16 protein-coding genes are annotated in these 17,038 nt (G+C 64.9%); 10 read left to right on the plus strand and 6 right to left on the minus strand.

The features are described from left to right. Positions 1-27: 27 nt before the first annotated feature. Positions 28-1,104, minus strand: a complete 1,077-nt coding sequence (locus EH231_RS26480) for a diaminopropionate ammonia-lyase (protein ID WP_164481028.1) — start codon at positions 1,102-1,104, stop codon at positions 28-30. 177 nt (positions 1,105-1,281) lie between these two features. On the opposite strand from EH231_RS26480, the gene EH231_RS26485 reads away from it, so the two are divergent. From EH231_RS26485 to EH231_RS26495, 3 genes are all read left to right on the plus strand, one after another. Beyond that, positions 1,282-1,929 carry a GntR family transcriptional regulator gene (locus tag EH231_RS26485; protein ID WP_124713625.1) on the plus strand — a complete coding sequence of 216 codons (648 nt, stop codon included), beginning with the start codon at positions 1,282-1,284 and terminating at the stop codon, positions 1,927-1,929. 92 nt (positions 1,930-2,021) lie between these two features. Then, on the plus strand, positions 2,022-3,065 hold the full coding sequence (gene hisC / locus EH231_RS26490; protein ID WP_241177811.1) for a histidinol-phosphate transaminase: 1,044 nt from the start codon (positions 2,022-2,024) through the stop codon (positions 3,063-3,065). Between the two features lie 70 nt (positions 3,066-3,135). After that, a complete protein-coding gene (locus EH231_RS26495) occupies positions 3,136-4,254 on the plus strand; it encodes a pyridoxal phosphate-dependent aminotransferase (protein ID WP_205868394.1) in 1,119 nt (372 codons plus the stop codon). A gap of 24 nt (positions 4,255-4,278) precedes the next feature. Here the strand turns inward: EH231_RS26495 and EH231_RS26500 are convergent, their stop codons facing one another. Then, the gene (locus EH231_RS26500; RefSeq protein WP_164481030.1) at positions 4,279-5,331 is read right to left on the minus strand and encodes an alpha/beta hydrolase family protein; all 1,053 of its coding nucleotides are present in this window, start codon (positions 5,329-5,331) and stop codon (positions 4,279-4,281) included. Between EH231_RS26500 and EH231_RS26505 the strand changes: the two genes are divergently transcribed. From EH231_RS26505 to EH231_RS26530, 6 genes are read left to right on the plus strand one after another with little or no spacing between them, the layout of a single operon-like run. Continuing rightward, complete coding sequence (locus EH231_RS26505) at positions 5,291-7,057, plus strand: peptide ABC transporter substrate-binding protein (protein WP_164481031.1); 1,767 nt, start codon at positions 5,291-5,293, stop codon at positions 7,055-7,057. The two genes, EH231_RS26500 and EH231_RS26505, sit on opposite strands and share 41 nt — an antisense overlap. 2 nt (positions 7,058-7,059) lie before the next feature. Beyond that, positions 7,060-7,983 (plus strand): ABC transporter permease, encoded by a 924-nt coding sequence (locus EH231_RS26510; RefSeq protein WP_124713630.1) that lies wholly within the window; start codon positions 7,060-7,062, stop codon positions 7,981-7,983. After that, complete coding sequence (locus tag EH231_RS26515; protein ID WP_124713631.1) at positions 7,976-8,863, plus strand: ABC transporter permease; 888 nt, start codon at positions 7,976-7,978, stop codon at positions 8,861-8,863. Before EH231_RS26510 ends, EH231_RS26515 begins: the two co-directional genes overlap by 8 nt. 44 nt (positions 8,864-8,907) lie before the next feature. Then, entirely contained in the window at positions 8,908-9,864 is a 957-nt protein-coding gene (locus EH231_RS26520) for an ABC transporter ATP-binding protein (protein WP_124713632.1), read from the plus strand. After that, entirely contained in the window at positions 9,854-10,906 is a 1,053-nt protein-coding gene (locus tag EH231_RS26525; RefSeq protein ID WP_124713633.1) for an ABC transporter ATP-binding protein, read from the plus strand. The genes EH231_RS26520 and EH231_RS26525 overlap by 11 nt, the downstream gene beginning before the upstream one ends. Continuing rightward, complete coding sequence (locus EH231_RS26530) at positions 10,903-12,162, plus strand: metal-dependent hydrolase family protein (protein ID WP_124713634.1); 1,260 nt, start codon at positions 10,903-10,905, stop codon at positions 12,160-12,162. Before EH231_RS26525 ends, EH231_RS26530 begins: the two co-directional genes overlap by 4 nt. Before the next feature lie 52 nt (positions 12,163-12,214). Here the strand turns inward: EH231_RS26530 and EH231_RS26535 are convergent, their stop codons facing one another. From EH231_RS26535 to EH231_RS26550, 4 genes are all read right to left on the minus strand, one after another. After that, entirely contained in the window at positions 12,215-13,609 is a 1,395-nt protein-coding gene (locus EH231_RS26535; protein WP_124714380.1) for a PH domain-containing protein, read from the minus strand. Between the two features lie 80 nt (positions 13,610-13,689). After that, positions 13,690-14,184 carry a PH domain-containing protein gene (locus EH231_RS26540; RefSeq protein ID WP_164481032.1) on the minus strand — a complete coding sequence of 165 codons (495 nt, stop codon included), beginning with the start codon at positions 14,182-14,184 and terminating at the stop codon, positions 13,690-13,692. Next, positions 14,181-15,176, minus strand: coding sequence for an HAD family hydrolase (locus tag EH231_RS26545; RefSeq protein ID WP_124713635.1), 996 nt, complete (start codon positions 15,174-15,176; stop codon positions 14,181-14,183). The genes EH231_RS26540 and EH231_RS26545 overlap by 4 nt, the downstream gene beginning before the upstream one ends. A gap of 45 nt (positions 15,177-15,221) precedes the next feature. Then, positions 15,222-15,623, minus strand: coding sequence for a MerR family transcriptional regulator (locus EH231_RS26550; protein WP_124713636.1), 402 nt, complete (start codon positions 15,621-15,623; stop codon positions 15,222-15,224). Positions 15,624-15,719: 96 nt separating this feature from the next. On the opposite strand from EH231_RS26550, the gene EH231_RS26555 reads away from it, so the two are divergent. Beyond that, complete coding sequence (locus EH231_RS26555; protein WP_090424286.1) at positions 15,720-17,015, plus strand: flavin-containing monooxygenase; 1,296 nt, start codon at positions 15,720-15,722, stop codon at positions 17,013-17,015. Positions 17,016-17,038: the final 23 nt, after the last annotated feature.

Here is a 17,038-nt window from a genome sequence, read left to right on the forward strand (position 1 = left end):
GATTCCTTCGAACAGCGGTCCTCGGGTTCACCCGGCATGGATCGTCTCGTCGCCGTTCTGGACCGGGTCCTTCTCGCCGACGATGGTGGCGGCGTACGCATCTGGATCCGCCGCACCTTCGGTGTTCAGGATCAGGACGTGGTCGTACGCCTCACCGGCGCCGTCCTGTTGATGCCGGAAGTACGCGGTCGCGCCGGCAAGCGATGCCGCCCCGCTTTCACCTGATTCGACGCCTACGTCCGCCAATTCCCGCATGGCCGTTCGGGCATCGTCGTCGTCGACTGTTATCGCGGCATCGGTCGATCCGTGGAGTTCCCTCCAGGCCAGCAGCGATGGAACTCCGCAGTTGAGGCCCGCCATTATCGAATGGTGTGGGCCCGGGACCTCAACCTGTTTGCCTTCGCGCAGCGATCTGGCGATGCAGTCGGCCCCCTGCGGTTCGACGGTTGCCAACATCGTCCTGGGCCGGGATCGGAAATGGCGGGCCACTGCCGCGGCCAGTGCCCCCACTCCGGCCGGAGCGAAGACCGCCAATGACTCGTCATGCTGGACGCCGCCGGCATCAAGTTGCTCCTGGATCTCGGCCATGATGGTCGCGTAGCCCGCGATCACCGCTGCGGGGACATCCTCGTAACCCGGCCACGACGTGTCCGAGATCAGCACGTAGCGGGGATTTCTCCGCACCTGGTCGGCGACGAACTGCACCGTCTCGTCGTATGAGGCATACGCCACGACCACGTCGGCACCTTCGGAGCGAATGGCCTCGATCCTTGGTCTGGAGATGGTGCTGGGCACATAGACGACAGCGCCGAGGCCGAGTTCCCGCGCTATTCGAGCGACTGCCCGGCCATGGTTCCCATCGGTGGCACAGGTCAGCGTGAATTCGCGTCCGCTCACCTGTCTCCGAAGGTGGGCGAAGCTGCCTGCCGGAGGCTGTCCACACAGCGCGCTCAGCGTCATGTTCACCGCCCACGAGGCCCCGATGATCTTGAATGACGGCAGGCCGAAGCGCTCCTGTTCGTTCTTCACCCAGACGTTCTTGACGCCCATCGATTCCGCAAGCGTGGGGACATGGACCAGGTCGGTCGGGGTATAGCCGGACATCGTCTTGTGCCATCGGCGGCAATCGGGCCAGTAGTCCCCTGGTGAAGCAGTCAACGCCAGCTCGCGGATGACGGATGCCGACCGTGTTATCGGGGTTATCTCGACCACTAAATCCTCCATTGCGTACTGTATTCAGTCTACTGTTGCGGTACAGTACACACCCGAGGAGGGATTGCAATGGTCGTAGAGAGACATTTGCTCCGCGACGCCGTTCAGTCTGCGGTTCTGGACAAGTTGCTTCGTGGCGATTACCCGGTCGGCACGCGGATCAATGAAGTCCACCTGGCGGCAGAGCTCGGCGTAAGCCGCACACCACTGCGCGAGGCACTGTCGGCTCTCGCCAATGACGGCCTGATCGAAGCGCGCCCGAGCCGGGGATTCTGGTTGTCGCCATTGACCGATACGGAGGTGCGGGAGACCTACCCGATCATCTCCGCGTTGGAGCAGTTCGCGTTGCGGACGTCCGACGCCGCCCAGCTCGCCGCGATCGCACCCCGCCTGGGCGATCACGCCCGCGATATTCAGCGATCATCGGACGCTGTCGTGGCGCAGGCAGCCGATGACGAGTGGCACGACCTGCTGATGAGCGCCTGCCCGAACGGGCGACTGAAACGTCTTATCTGCGACCAGAAATTGGTGGTGCACCGCTATGAGCACGCATACCTCAGTGACCCGTCCGCCCTCGGAGAGTCAGCCGCACAGCACACCCGGATCGCCGACGCGATAGCGGCAGGCGACATCGAGAAAGCGTGCCGTGAGCTGGACCGCAACTGGCTGACCGGGATGGAGCGACTCATCGAGCGCATCAACGGCGGCGGCGCGTGACAACGATCGGGACATCGCGACGACAGATTTCCGTTCGGGACGACTTGGCGAGTTTGGCACCCTACACAGCCGCGTCTGCGCTCAACGGAGTTGTGCACCGCCTCAACAACAACGAGAGCCCTTACCCGCCGCCCACCGACGTGGTGTCGAGCATGCTCGCCGAGCTGAAACAGGCCCTCGAGAACTCGCACCGATACCCGGACACGACGGTCACCGGTTTGCGGGAGTCGTTGGCCCGCTACGTTGGCCACGGCATACGGCCCGCCCAGGTCTGGGCCGGCAACGGTTCCAACGAAGTGCTGCTGCAATTGCTCCTCGCCTACGGCGGCCCCGGACGCCGGGTCCTGGGTTTCACCCCAGACTTCGGCATGCACCGGCAGCTGGCAGCCATCACGGGAACTCAATGGCACGACGGGATGCGCGCAGACGACTTCACGTTGACCGCGCAGCACGCCCACTCCGTCATCGCACGCGTGCGTCCCGACATCATCATGGTCTCGAACCCCAACAACCCCACCGGAATGCCGCTGCCGCCCGACACCATCGAGCAGCTCGTCGATGCGGCCGGGGACTCGATCGTGGTGATCGATGAGGCATATCACGAGTTCGCCCGCACACGTTCCGTCGTGCCGCGCATCCACGAACATCAAAACCTGGTCGTCGCCCGGACGCTGTCCAAAGCCTTTGCTCTGGCCGGCGTGCGTATCGGGTACATCGTCGCAGCGGAGGCACGCATCCGCGACCTGCGGATGATGTCGTTGCCGTACCCGGTCAGCAGCCTTGCGGCGACGACCGCGAAAGTTGCGCTCGCCCACGCCCCGCGACTACTCGAGCGGATTCCGGCCATCCTCGACGAACGTGACTGGCTACGAGCGGAATTGGAGAAGCGAGGGTTCACGACGGCCGACAGTGACGCAAACTTCCTTCTGTTCACCGGCATGACTTGTGCCGGAAGCCTTTTCGAGGATCTGGCGGCCGCCAAGATCGCCGTCCGCGATGTCGGACCGGCAGGATGGCTGCGCGTCTCGATCGGCACGCCTGCAGACAACCGAGCCTTCCTGGCAGTTCTGGACCGCACCCACCCCACCTGCGCGTCCTTCACCGATTCTGAGGAGCGCAACCATGATCACCGTTAGCCGCACAGTCAGTGCTGTATCACCTTCGGCCACAATGGTGGTCGCTGCCAGGTCGGCACAACTACGGGCAATGGGACGACACGTGCTGTCCCTGGCCGCCGGCGAACCCGACTTCACGCCACCCGGCCATGTTCTCCAAGCGGCTGCTGAGGCATGCTCGGCGCGCGCGACCCATCGCTACTCCGGATCGTCCGGTTTACCGGAGTTGAGAGCGGCCATGGCTGGCGCCATGGCCGGAGCGGCCGACCCGGACGAGATCGTGGTGACCAACGGCGCCAAGCAGGCCGTATACATCGCCATGGCAGTGCTTCTCAACCCCGGCGACGAGGTCCTGATACCAACCCCGTACTGGACGACCTACCCGGAAGCCGCACGGCTGGTCGGGGCGGAACCGGTGTTCGTTCCCACCGATCCGGAAGGGAAGGTCCGCGTCGAGTCCTTGGAGGAGGCCTGGACGGACCGCAGCCGCATCGTCGTGATCGGCTCGCCGTCCAATCCGACCGGCGCGGTGTACTCCGCCGAAGAACTCGAGGCCATTGCCGAATGGGCCCTCCGCCGGGGTATCACCGTACTCAGTGACGAGGTCTACGAACACCTGATCTTCGATGGCCGCAAGTTTGCGACCATCCGCGAGGTCAGTCCCGAGATCGCCGCGGCCACGGTCACCGTGCACGCCGTCTCGAAGACTTATGGAATGACCGGCTGGCGAGTGGGTTGGCTGCACGCTCCCGGACCGATCGCCGCTGCGGCGGCAAAAGTGCAGTCGCACTTGACATCCAATGTCAGCAATATCGCCCAAGCGGCCGCGCTGGCCGCCCTCCGGGGCGGACTCGACCATGTTCCGGCCGCAGTGGCCGCCTTCACTCGTCGCCGCGACCTCATGCTGCAGGTGCTCGACGGATTGCCCGGTGTCCACACCGCCGAGCCCGCCGGCGCGTTCTACTGCTTCCCGGATGTCTCCGAGGTGCTGAGCAGAGGCGTCAACGGGCGTCAGTTCACCGACAGCATCGAGTTCGCCACCTACCTACTCGATGAACTCGGGATCGCCGTGGTGCCTGGGGAGGCCTTCGGCGCACCCGGCCATATTCGGCTCTCGTTCGCCGCCAGCGACCGCGATGTGGTGGACGCGATGTCGGGTCTCCAACGGCTGCTCGGCGGTTGGAGTGACGAGACCGGCCACACCCACTGAAAGCGGTCCCACTCACACGGACCGCTAGACCACGTCTTTCAACCAGTGCAGGATCAGGCCGGCGATCTGGTCCGAGTTGTCGTCCCACATGGACATGTGCGTGTTACCGGTGATGCCTCTGGCAGGCAGGTCGATCCAGGTGACGTCGCCGCCCGCCGCCTGTAGCCGGTCGGTGTACTCGCGTGTCGAGTTCCAGAGGTCACGCCATCCGGCGGCCGGCTCGTCGTCGATCCGGTCGCCCCAGATCACCAGGTGCGGAATGTGTTTGATCGAGCGCAGATCAGTGCCGGCCGGGACCTCCGAACCACTCGGTTCGACCGCGATGTGGGCGACCACGCGGTCCGGGTTCGCCACGACGGTGGTGAAAGCGTCCGGCCCGGATGCGCTGTGCGAGAGCAGAATGCCGCGACCGAGCCGCTCGAACAGCGCATCATAGGCGGGTAACCGGAGATCGTCCGACAGCTTGTACCGCGGAATCACCTGCCGCATCGACTGATCGAACGCGGCGACCGGGAACCTTGTTCCGGGATAGGCCATGCGCCGGCTCGGGTCCGTCTCGTACCCGCTGCCCGGCCCGATCCGGAATATGTCCCACATCTCGGTCTTGGTACGGAACAGGGGTTCGCTCGGATAGACCTCGGGATAGCGGGCCGACGACGCTCGGCCGCCACCGACCGGGTCGCACACGACCGTGTCGAATCCATCGCGCAGAAATCGCTCCTGCCAGCCCGGACGCCCGTCGGGCGTGCCTTCGTAACACGCCCCGGATAGTCCGCCGCCGGGCCAGAACACGACCGGGGCCTCGGCCCGGGGGCTGTCGAGTCTCACTTCGTGCGCGTACATCTGGCCGATCTCGATGTCACCGTTCGGATCGACGGTTGTCGCCGGAACGCCGGATGCGGTGAACATCGGCCGGGTCGCCTCACCGCGGACCGACAGCGGCCGTCCGCCGACGTGGAATCCCGACATGCTGCGGATACGCAGCGTCGCCGCCTCGCCGCCGCAGCCGGTGGCGGCCAAGGCGGACGCCCCCACCATGCCGATCCCGGCGCCTTTCAGGAGCGTACGTCGTTGCATCAGTGCCCTTTCCATCGTCGCCACCCATCACGAATGCAGTCACACAGCCGTCCACGGCAGGCGATCGAGTCCACCGAATCCCGCGAAAAGCCTTGACACGAGCCGAAATGTAGCACACTGTATTCAGAACACAGTAGCGGGAAAGAGGGCCATGCGACGACTAATCGGGCTAGTGATCGCGGCGGTCGCCATCAGTGCGACCGCATGTGGAAATGGAGATTCCGGAGACGCAGCGAGCGGCAAGATGTCTGTCGCGATACTGGAGCCTTCATCGCTGATGCCGGCGAACTATTCGGAGGTCTATGGCTCCCAAGTCGTGACGTCACTGTTCACGCCGCTGGTGACGTTCGACCCAGGAACCAACGAGACGAGACTCGGGGTCGCTTCCGAGATCAACAGTGGTGACAGCCAGCACTGGGATGTGCGTATCGCCCCCGGCTGGACGTTCCACAACGGCGAGCCGGTGACGGCTTCGTCATTCGTCGACGCGTGGAACTTCAACGCCAGCCGCGATGCGGCCCAGCTCAATTCATACGTGTTCGGCAACATTCAGGGCTACGACGAAGTCTCGTCAGGCTCAGCGACCGCGATGAGTGGTCTTCGCGTGATCGACGACAAGTCGTTCCGGATCGACCTGAAGACACCCGACTCGCAGTTCGAGATCATGCTGGGCTACCCCGCCTTCTCGCCTCTGCCGAAAGCGGCCTTCAAGGATCCGAAGGCATTTGAACGGGCGCCGATCGGCAACGGCCCGTTCAAGATGAACGGGGAATGGATCCACGACCAGGAGATCCAGCTGACCCGGTTCGACGAGTATGCCGGCACTCCGGCCAAGGCCGCGTCTCTGACCTACCGGATCTACCAGAGCTTCGACACCGCATACAACGACCTGGTCTCCGGCGGCGTCGACATCGTGCCGGGGATTCCCGCATCGAAGGTCGACGAGGCGCGACGAATCCTCGGTGGGAACTACGAGGAGTTCGGCAGCGGGCGGTTGGAGTACCTCGGATTCCCGCTCTCTTCATCGCAATTCGATTCCGCCGACGTTCGTCACGCCGTCTCGATGGCCATTGACCGGCAGACGGTCAGCAACGCCGTATTCGCGGGCACTCGCGAGCCGGCCACCGGCTACGTACCCAGCCTCGTGCCGGGGGCAGCGGCAGACGCATGCGGCCAGACATGCACGCACGACCCCGAGGCCGCCAAACGCCTCTTCGATCAAGCCGCGAACAACCGCATCCGTGATGGATTCTCGATCGCGTACAGCACCGACAGCCCCGACAACAAGCCCTGGGTGGAAGCTGTAGCCCGGCAACTGTCGGACAGTCTCGGCATTCAGGTCACGCCGAAGCCGTATCCAACCCTGGCGGTGGTGCTCGAAAAGCTGGGCAACGGTTCGGTCGACTCCGCGTTCAGAACCGCCTGGACCTTCTACTACCCCAGCATCGGCAACTATCTCGAGCCGGTCTTCGGTGCCAAATCTCCCGAGAACTTCTCCGGCTACCAAAACCCTTCCTTCGAAGAGAAATTGGTGAGCGCCAAACGCTCCGCGTCGGCAGATCAAGCGCGCGACACCTACCTCCAGGCGGAGCAGATCGTGCTCAATGACATGCCGTACGTCCCGCTGTGGACTCAGAGAGTCCCCGTCGGTAGCTCCGACCGCGTCACCGACGTGCACATGGACGCATTCCGGAGGATCCACGTCGAAGACGTCGCGTTCAACTGATCATGGTCAAGTACATCCTCGGTCGAGCCCTACAAACGCTCGGTGTGGTGTTCGGCGGCACCATGGTGATCTTCGCGCTGGCCTTCGCACTGCCGACCAATCCGGCGGCCGCACTCGCCGGTGAACGAGCCGCGGACCCGGCCTTCGTCGCTGCCATCGAGAGCCGCTACCACCTCAACGAGCCGCTGTGGCGCCAGTACCTGTACTACGTGCAAGGACTTCTGCACGGAGACTTCGGCCAGACCGTAACCGGTCAGCCGATCGCGCCCATGCTGGCCGAACGGCTCAGTGTCAGTGCACAACTCGCCGCCGTCGCGGTCCTCATCGCCTGTGTCCTGGGGATCGGTGCCGGCATGTTGGCCAGCCTGAACCGCCACCGCACCATCGACCACATCGTTCGCGCGGCCACCCTGGCCGGATTGTCCATCCCGTTCTTCGTCATCGCGTTCGTTCTCCAGCTCGTCGTCGGCGTAAAGCTCCAATGGCTTCCGGTGTCAGGTCTGGAGGCCGGATGGAAGAGCTTCCTGTTGCCCGGATTCGTACTGGCAGTGGCATCAACGGCATACATCACACGACTTACGCGGTCACAGCTCATCGAGCAGCTGGACGAGGACTACGTCCGGCTCGCCACGGCAAAAGGGCTTGGACGCTGGCGCGTCGTTCGGCATCACGCGTTGCGAAACAGCCTCATCCCGGTGGTGACGTTTGCCGGAATCGAGTTCGGAGCGCTGTTCGGCGGGGCGGTCATCGTCGAACTCATCTTCAACATCCCCGGCCTGGGACAGGCTCTCGCACGCGCGATCTACCTCGGCGACAAACCAGCGGTGGTGGGCATCGTGACCGCGATCATCTTGGTCTACGCACTGATCAACCTGGCAATAGACGCCATCTATCTCCTCCTAGACCCGAGGATTCGTCATGCATAACCTCGACCTGTCCGCTCCCCCGGTCGAAGCGCCGGCAGGTGGACACCGGCAGCGGTCCTGGACCCAGCTTCGTCAGTCCCGTCAGGCGCAGATCGGAGCATTCCTCCTTCTGCTGATGATTGCGCTGGCTGTCATGCCCGGACTGTTCGCGCCATACGGCAACAGCGATTGCACACTGAACGAATCTCTGCTGTCCCCGAGCCCACAACATCTGCTCGGAACCGACCTGCAAGGTTGCGACGTTCTCACGCAATCGATCTACGGCACCAGGGCAAGCCTCACGGTGGGGCTGCTCGTCGCTCTGTTCACCGGACTCCTCGGCGGAGCAATCGGTGCCATCGCTGGCTATGCCGGCGGCTGGATCGACACGGTCCTGACCAAGATGACCGAGATCGCTCTCTCGATCCCGCTGCTGCTGAGCGCGAGCGTGCTCCTGACTCTCGTGGGAAACGGCGGGCTGACCGCAGTAGTGATCGCGCTGACCCTCAGCGGCTGGCCCCCGGTTGCGCGGATCATGCGCGGGGCCGTCCTAGAGGTCCGTCATCGCGACTTCGTGCTGGCCGCACGTGCCACGGGTGGAACCCATCCCAGGATCCTCATTCAGCACGTTCTGCGAAACAGCCTGGCGCCCTGGTTCGTTGTCGTGACGACGAACCTCGGACTCTTCATCACCTACGAGTCGATCGTCTCGATGCTCGGTGTGGGTCTTCAACCACCGACAATCTCGTGGGGCCAGCTCATCTACGACGCCCAGAGTCGCTTCCTCGATGCTCCCCTGCCACTTCTCGCACCGGCCGGATTTCTCACCGCCGCCGTCTTCGCGTTCATCCTGATCGGCGACTCGCTACGCGACGCACTCGATCCCAAGGATGCGAAATGAACTCCAAATCGACGAGTACGCCTGTCGTTTCAACCGAACAGCGCATGAAATCGCAACCACCAGCCCTGGTACTCGAAGATCTGCGCGTGTCGCTGCGCAACGGCACTCCCCTCCTGCGAGGGGTGGATCTGGAGGTCAACGCCGGCGAGGGGCTTGCACTGCTCGGCGAATCCGGTTCGGGAAAGAGCCTCACCGCCCAGGCGGTCATGGGGCTTCTGCCCGCAACCTGCACGGTCGAAGGGCGCATCGAATCAGATGGCCTCGACCTGCGCAGCCTCACTCCACGTCAGATGCAGTCCGTGCGTGGCGCTCGGATCGGTCTCGTCTTCCAAGACTCACTGTCGGCGCTGAACCCGGTGCACCGTGTCGGTGCACAGATCGGTGAGGCACTTCGCATCCGGGAGGGACTATCCCGCGCACAAGCCAAAGACCGCGCGTTAGAACTCATGCGCCAAGTCCGCATCCCCGACGCCGAAGCCAGGTACCGAAGCTATCCGCACCAGTTCTCCGGCGGTATGCGCCAGCGGGTCGCCATCGCGATTGCACTGGCGCAGTCGCCGCGAATCCTGATCGCCGACGAGCCCACCACTGCCCTCGACCCGACGGTCCAATTGCAGATTCTGCACCTGTTGAAATCACTGCAGGAGCAACTCGGAATGGGCCTGATTCTCATCACCCACGACCTCAAAGCGGCGGCAGCAATCGCTGACCGGGTGGCCGTCATGTACGCCGGCCGCATCGTCGAGACCGGACCGACCAGGTCCCTGCTCGCGAGCCCACAGCACCCGTACACCGCAGCCTTGCTACGCGCAATCCCCAGCAGGAGCCGGCGTGCGGGTCAGCTGGACATCCTGCCGGGAGGGCCCCCCGAACTCACCGCCGGGCTCACTGGATGTCCGTTCAGATTCCGCTGCAGCGATGCGATCGAGATCTGCTCCACAACCGATCCCCGACTGACTCCACGAGCCTCGGAAGGAGCGTGTGCGTGCCATGTCGAGTGAAACCCTTCCCAAGCCGGCAACAGAGCTGATGCTGAAACTGCGGGCTGTCCGACGGCACTACAAGGTCGCCCGCGGGTTGGGTCGCCACCAACTGCTCCGCGCGGTCGACGGCGTCGATCTCGAAGTAGTGCGCGGCGAGACCCTCGGCCTGGTCGGCGAATCCGGCTGTGGCAAATCAACGTTGAGCCGGCTCATCGTCGGCCTCGACCGCCCCACCGAAGGTGAGATCCATCTCGGCAGTACAGAAGTCGGGCAGGCCGATAGGCGAACACGGCGGCAGCTGACGAAAACTGTCCAGATCGTCCTGCAGGATCCCTACACATCGCTCAATCCCCGGATGACCGTCGGCGCAATCATCGGCGAACCACTTGTCGTACACAAGCTCGGAGACAAGCAGTCGATCCATCGCCGAGTCTCGGAGATGCTTGACCTGGTGGGTCTTTCGGCCAAGGTCTCGAGCCGCTATCCACACGAGTTCTCGGGAGGCCAGCTTCAGCGAATCGGCATTGCACGCGCACTCGCGGTCAACCCGTCGGTACTCGTCTGCGACGAACCGGTATCGGCATTGGATGTCCTCGTCCAGGCCCAGATACTGAACCTACTAGCACTCGTGCGCGACGAACTCGATCTGACCTGTGTCTTCGTCGCCCACGACCTCGATGTCGTTCGTCAGATCAGTGACCGGATTGCGGTGATGTACCTCGGCAAGATCGTCGAGGAGGGTCACGTCGACACCGTTCTGACGGCACCTCAGCACCCCTACACCCAGGCGCTGCTCGGTTCGGTTCCGACCTTGGACACCGCCGGAGGCGGACTGCCGACCCCAACACTTATCGGCGACCCTCCGAGTCCGATCCAACCCCCATCAGGATGCTCGTTCCAGACGCGTTGCCCGGTGGCAGTCGGCGAATGTCGTTTCCGGGCACCGTCTCTCGATCTCGTCGACGGCCACGCTCACCGCGTTTCGTGTCACCTCACAACCAGCACATCTCGGCGCACGCCCACACACCCCCGGACCCATCAAAAGGAAGGTAAGGAATGAACACAGTAGAAACCGATACCCAATACGCGATACAGGCGAAGCGCGTTCTCGATCCCGAGCGGGACGGGTACTTGGAGGATGCCGTTGTCGTCGTGAGCGGCGGCAGGATCGAGTCGGTAGTCGACACTCCTCCGCCCGGTGCCGTGGTGGTCGATCTCGGCGATCGCACGCTACTTCCCGGTCTCATCGACTGCCACACACATATGCTGCTGCGGCCGGAGGACCAGGTGTGGCCTCCCGCAATACTTTTCAAAACCCAGGTGTACCGCATGATCGAAGGAGTAGCAGCAGCGGCACGCGCGCTCGAGATCGGCATTACCAGCCAGCGCGACACCGACAACGAGCAGGTCTGGCACGGGGATACGGCACTGCGCGACGCGATCGCCGCCGGTACCGTTCCCGGCCCTCGGATGTGGGTTGCCACCGACGCGATCTCCATCACCGGCGGAGACATGAGGATCGACGACAAGGTCAATCCGGAGCTCAATCTGCCCGATGTCGCGGCGATGGCCGACTCACGAGACGCCTACATCGGTGAGGTTCGCCGCCAGATCAAGATCGGTGCCGACTGGATCAAGATCTACTGCACGAGCACTCGCAAAGATGTCGAGCCAGAGACGATGGAGCCGCTGCATCAGTTCGATATCGAGGATGTTCGGGCAATCGTCAAGGAGGCGAAGCGATTCCGTCGTGACGTCGCTGCGCACGCTTACGGAGGACACGGGGCGCAGGCGGCCATTCACGGCGGCGTGCGCACACTCGAGCACGGTCCACTATTGCTTGAGGAAGACCTGCAGGCGATGCTCCAGGTCGGCACTTACTGGGTACCGACGATGCAAACGTATTACAAGCGCCAGAACACCGACTTCGAGAAGCGCTTCGTCAAGCGACACGAAGGCGCGTTCAAGCGAGGCCTGGAACTCGGTGTGCGGATCGCGTTCGGCACCGACATCGGGTCTTTCCCGCATGGAGAGCAACTCGACGAGTTCGACCTGATGGTCGAATACGGGATGACGCCATTGCAGGCGATTCAGTCTGCCACCACCGTGGCTGCCGAAGTCCTGCGTCAGGACGGCAAGATCGGCTGCCTGCGGGCCGGCGCACATGCGGACCTGATCGCTGTGGACGGAGATCCACTGCAGAACATCGCCGATCTGAAAGCGACGTGCTTCGTGATGAAGGAGGGGAAGGTCCACAGGGACGACGATCGGGTCACGGCCGACGTCAAGGACCTCGCCTGGGTTCCATCGCGCTAACAAAGTAGGGGGGTCGGCACTGGCACGAACTGTGGTGCCGGTGCCGACCCCATCACCTCTCAGCCCACGCGTTGTCGGCCACCCATGGTGAGGCGGCCACCGCCACCGACCATGCCTGTGCCGCCGGGATATCGACCACGGCATAGCGCTTCTCCCCCGCGGCGGTCGCCGCGATCAGGGTGGCCACCCCGGCGCGGCGCTGGAAGAACGTCTGCCGCACCGTCCATCCGATGATTCCGGCGGTGTCCAGGTGGTCGCGGCGGCGCTCGAGACTCCCGGCGCGGGCCACCAGCCAGCCGTCGCGCACCAGATGACCGAGGGACCGTGCCCGGTCCGCGGCCAGCACGGCGGCGCCCCCGGCCAACAGTGCCCACAGCACCCACATCCACACCGGCACCCCGGGCACCAGCATCACCACGCCCACGAGCACGGGCAGCGTCAGAGCACGAGTCCAGCGCCGCCGCACCGCCGCCGGTCCGTGGGCCACCAGCGTTGCCTGCGCGACACCGGGATTGTCGATCAGCTCGGCCAGCACCGCCGTGGCGGTGGAAGCAGGGCAGGGCGGCAGCAGGAGTGAGGCCTCCCCCTCTCCGCCGACGCCGGTCATCACCGCGTCGAGGCGCGCACCGCCGAAGGCCCGCACCAGCAGTGGCTCACGCAGGGTGCCGCCGCGCATCCGCCGCATGTCGTAGGTGTGCTCCCGCAGCCGCAGCAGGCCGTGCTGCAGGTGCAGCACGTCAGAATCTCTGCGCAGCACCAGATTCCCGTAGGTGAGCAACGACCTCAGCACGGAGAGCACCACCGAAAGCGTCAGGACCACCAGCGCACCGAGAACCACGCTGATCAGGACGCCGAGGCGTTCTGCGACCGCGATTCCGGACTGGGCCAGCTCTGAGTTCTGCAGCGCCGCACCCGCTCCGGCCTGGTAGACCACCCCCACCGCGGCCGCGATCATCGCCAGTCCGGTGAAACTCAGCGGGCTGTAGCTCAGCCACGAGGGCTGCCAGCGGGCCAGTTCCCGGCCCGCCGGTGCATCCTCGACGGGGACGGCGTCGGCCAGCAGGATCGCGCGCAGCCGGGGCACCTGCTGCGCCTCGACCGCATCGAGGGCAAACACGGTGTCGCCCTTGGCCTCCTGGCCGGTGCTGATCCGCAGCACGGTCAGCCCGAGCATCCGGTGCAGCAGCCGGGCATCGGTGGACACCGACCGGATCCGGTTGCGCGGCACCGACAGCACCTTGCGTTGCAACAGCCCGGTGCGCAGTTGTACCTCATCCGGTTCGATGCGGTAGCTGGTGGTGAACCAGCGCGCCAGGCCGACGGCGACGGTCAGCGCGATCGCCGCGATGGTCCAGCCGGAGTTGCCGGTCGCCGAGCCCAGCACCACCGCGCCGATCAACAGTGGAATCTGTTGCAGCACTTCATGGACAGGGTGGACCAGCAGCATGCGCGGGCTCAGCCGCTGCCATGGCGGCCCGATGGCCGGCTCGGCCGGCGGCGGCCCGATGGCCGGCTCAGCCGGCGGCGTCACGTGGCGTCCTGTTCACCGATCGCCGCGATATCGGTCAGCTGCGCCACCACCCGCTCGGCGACGTCGTCATCGAGGGCCACGATCCGAACGGCCCCGGCCGAGGACGCCGTCGTCACCGTCACGTTGGCCAGGCCGAACAGCCGGTCCAGTGGGCCTCGGTAGGTGTCCACGGTCTGAACCCGGGAGATCGGGGCGATGCGGCGCTCCTGCACCAGCCACCCCGTGCGGGTGTACACCGCGGGGGTGCCGGATCCGACGTTGATGTCCCAGCGGTGCACGCGGTAGCGCCAGATCGGGACCACCACGACGAACAGGACGGCGCCCAGCACCGTGATGATCGCGGCCGCGGCATGCAGCCAGAGCATCCGGGAGTCGAGGGCGAACCAGACCACCTGGATCAGTGCGAGCACCGCCCACGGGATGGCTGCGCTCAATGCCCACACCAATGGCGCCTTGCTGCTGGGCGGCTGGGCCGGATCGATCAATTTCACTGTGCGAACACCGTCTTCCAGTCGTTCTTCATGTCGACCACGGTCCACCCGTCGGGCCCGGCCTGCTGCAGTCCGGTGACCAGTTTTCCCGAGGACGGCGGGTTGGCGTCGTAGGCGTATTCGCGCTCGGCGTCGGTGTGGTGGACCAGCACCCCGAGGCTGGGGCGCGGGTTGTCGATCGTGGTGTACTCCAGCATCGCCTGGTCACCGTCGCTGTTGCCGACGGCGAGGATCGGTCGCCTGCCGATGAACTCATGGATGGCCGAGGGCTTACCGGCCTTGTCGTCGACGAAGACATAGTCCATGGTCTTGACGAGCACCGGCTTACCGTCCCTCAGTTCGTATTTCGTGGTGCCGGTGGAGCCGACCACCTGCTCGGGCGGGATGCCGTACACCCTCTGTGAAAACACCCGCATGAAATCCGCGCCGCCGCCGGACACGATGAAAGTACGGAACCCGTTGTCCCGCAGGTAGGACAGCAGCTGTTGTTGCGGTTCGTAGGTCAGTTGGTCGTAGGGCCGGTCGAACCGGGGATGTTTGGCGGTCGCCATCCAGTCGGTGACCCGCTGGTCGAACTCGTCGGTGGTCATCCCGGAGTGGGTGAGCGCCAGGACGCGCAGCAATCCTTCATGTCGGTCACCGGCAAGCAGCGTCGCCACATCGCCCTTCAGCGCCGCCTGCACCATGGGGTCGGCGGCCAGCGCAGGCTCGTGCGGTGCCCGGCGTTTGAGCTCGTCGACGACGAACGCCGCCTGGAACGGCAGCGGCGCCTCGGTCCAGAGCGTGCCGTCGTTGTCGAACACCGCGATGCGGTCCTCCGGCGCGACGAAATCGGGTGTGTCGGCGGTGGTGACCCGCTTGACGAACTCGGTGATCGAATTCTTCGCCGATGTGTCGTTCCACGCGGACAACGGATCTGCGGCACCGTCGTTCGACGAGCACCCGGTCATGCACAGCAACACGGTGAGCAGGACAGCCATCAGGTTGCGCATGGCTCCCAGACTGCTATGGCGTCGGGGTGCCGTCCAGCACCGGACCTATCGAGCCGGATACTCGTCCGTCATCTTCCGCAGGTACGGACAGTCCTCAGCGGGATTCTCGTCCGGGCAGGTCAGCAGGTGCTCAAGATGCGCCTTGGCTTCGGCCAGCCGATCTTGTTGCCGCTCAATCGCCCCGAGGCGGTCGAGCACGGCATCGCGCCAGTCATGGTTACCCGCGGTGAGAATGGTCTCGATCTCGTCGAGACTCAGGAGGCCGCGTTCCCGCCACACCTTGATCAGCCCGATCCGGTGGAGTTGCTCCGGGCCGTACAACCGCCAACTGGACCGGCGCTGGGCCGGATGGAGCAGGCCTCGTTTCTCCCAGTACCGCAGTGCCGATTCGGCCAGTCCGAACCGCCGCGCGGCCGCACCGATGCCGATGAAGTCGTCGTCACTCATGTCACCCACCGCATTCACGGCCTTGATCTAAAGCCGACTTGAAGTGCTCTTGTTAGGTCACCCTAACTAACTTGGCGCGGAAAGAAAGGCCCTCCCATGGGGAACGAATACATCGAGACCGTCATCGTCGGCGCCGGCCAGCAAGGCTGCGGAGTGGCCGGAGCGCTCCAGGAAATCGGGCGCGAGGCGATCGTGTTCGAGAAGGGCGAGGTGGGCCAACGGTGGGCGCACGAACGGTGGGACAGCCTGCTCGTCGGGAGCGGCAACCGGTCGATCCGGCTGCCCGGGTGGGATTACGACGGCGACGACCCGTTCGCTCTGCCGTCGGGACCGCAGGTAGCCGGCTATCTGCGGCGCTATGTGCGGGCCCGCAACCTCACCGTCCGTGAGCGCACGCCGGTGCAGGCAGTCGAGGGTCGGTTCGGTGGGTCCGACGACGACGTGCGGTTCAGGACCCGCCTGCACGACGGCGGGACGGTCGAATCGCGCAACCTCGTCGCGGCCGTCGGCGGCTACGCCCAACCGCGCAAGCCCATCCTGTCGTGCGACATCGATTCGACCATCCACCAAACCCATTCGTCCGACTACCGCAATCCCGGCTCGCTTCCGGGCGGGTCGGTCCTGGTGGTCGGTGCGGGCATCAGTGGTCAGCAGATCGCCGACGAACTGGTCGACGCCGGCCGACGGGTCTTCCTGTCCGTGGGACGGCACCGAGCATGGCCCCGGCACTACCGCGGCCGCACCATCCACGAATGGATGCACGTGTTCTCGCTGTACGACGACTTCGTCACCGCAGGCGCCGACCACCGCTCACGCCTCCCTGGATTGCCGGTGTGCGGCAACAGGCTTGGCACCGCCGAACTCAATCTCGGCACGTTGGCCGAAAAGGGCGTCGTACTGGTCGGGTCGGCCCGCGGGGCACGTGGAACCGTGCTGACACTGGAGGACAACGTCATCGACATCGCCGAGGAATCCGCACTCTCGTTGCGAGAGGTGATCAACAAGATCGACGCCGGACTGCGCGACCGCGGCTTCGTCGCCCCCGAGGCTGCGACGGCACCGGTCGTGAATCTCGATGTGATCGCGGGCTTCGATACGCGGCTCGACCTGGTTCGCCACAACATCTCAACCATCGTCTGGTGCACCGGATTCCGCCCTGACTACCGGATTCTGCCCGCACACGCGCTCGACGAGAACGGGGCGCCACTTCAAAAGGGCGGCATCCTGGGCGCACTCCCCGGCCTGTACTACGCGGGGCTGCCCGACGGGGACTCGCTGGCCCGGACAGGTCTGGCCGCTGTCGCGGACAACGGGCGGTACATCGCCGGCCAGATCCACATCGATCACGTGATGCGGTCGAGGCCCTCGACCTCGGTGATCGCAACAGTGTGAGGCACAACGGCACACCCGTAGAG

The sequence above is a fragment of the Mycolicibacterium nivoides genome (genome assembly GCF_003855255.1).
Classification (GTDB): Bacteria; Actinomycetota; Actinomycetes; order Mycobacteriales; family Mycobacteriaceae; genus Mycobacterium; species Mycobacterium nivoides.

Bases quoted from the DNA above. Each gene is read 5' to 3' on its own strand.
- EH231_RS26515 (WP_124713631.1), top strand. From the start codon at position 7,976: ATGCATAACCTCGACCTGTCCGCTCCCCCGGTCGAAGCGCCGGCAGGT.
- EH231_RS26480 (WP_164481028.1), bottom strand. From the start codon at position 1,104: ATGTCCGGCTATACCCCGACCGACCTGGTCCATGTCCCCACGCTTGCG.
- EH231_RS26520 (WP_124713632.1), top strand. From the start codon at position 8,908: ATGAAATCGCAACCACCAGCCCTGGTACTCGAAGATCTGCGCGTGTCG.
- EH231_RS26495 (WP_205868394.1), top strand. From the start codon at position 3,136: ATGGGACGACACGTGCTGTCCCTGGCCGCCGGCGAACCCGACTTCACG.
- EH231_RS26525 (WP_124713633.1), top strand. From the start codon at position 9,854: ATGTCGAGTGAAACCCTTCCCAAGCCGGCAACAGAGCTGATGCTGAAA.
- EH231_RS26505 (WP_164481031.1), top strand. From the start codon at position 5,291: ATGCCGATCCCGGCGCCTTTCAGGAGCGTACGTCGTTGCATCAGTGCC.
- EH231_RS26555 (WP_090424286.1), top strand. From the start codon at position 15,720: ATGGGGAACGAATACATCGAGACCGTCATCGTCGGCGCCGGCCAGCAA.
- EH231_RS26550 (WP_124713636.1), bottom strand. From the start codon at position 15,623: ATGAGTGACGACGACTTCATCGGCATCGGTGCGGCCGCGCGGCGGTTC.
- EH231_RS26485 (WP_124713625.1), top strand. From the start codon at position 1,282: ATGGTCGTAGAGAGACATTTGCTCCGCGACGCCGTTCAGTCTGCGGTT.
- EH231_RS26535 (WP_124714380.1), bottom strand. From the start codon at position 13,609: ATGCTGCTGGTCCACCCTGTCCATGAAGTGCTGCAACAGATTCCACTG.
- EH231_RS26500 (WP_164481030.1), bottom strand. From the start codon at position 5,331: ATGCAACGACGTACGCTCCTGAAAGGCGCCGGGATCGGCATGGTGGGG.
- EH231_RS26530 (WP_124713634.1), top strand. From the start codon at position 10,903: ATGAACACAGTAGAAACCGATACCCAATACGCGATACAGGCGAAGCGC.
- EH231_RS26545 (WP_124713635.1), bottom strand. From the start codon at position 15,176: ATGCGCAACCTGATGGCTGTCCTGCTCACCGTGTTGCTGTGCATGACC.
- EH231_RS26510 (WP_124713630.1), top strand. From the start codon at position 7,060: ATGGTCAAGTACATCCTCGGTCGAGCCCTACAAACGCTCGGTGTGGTG.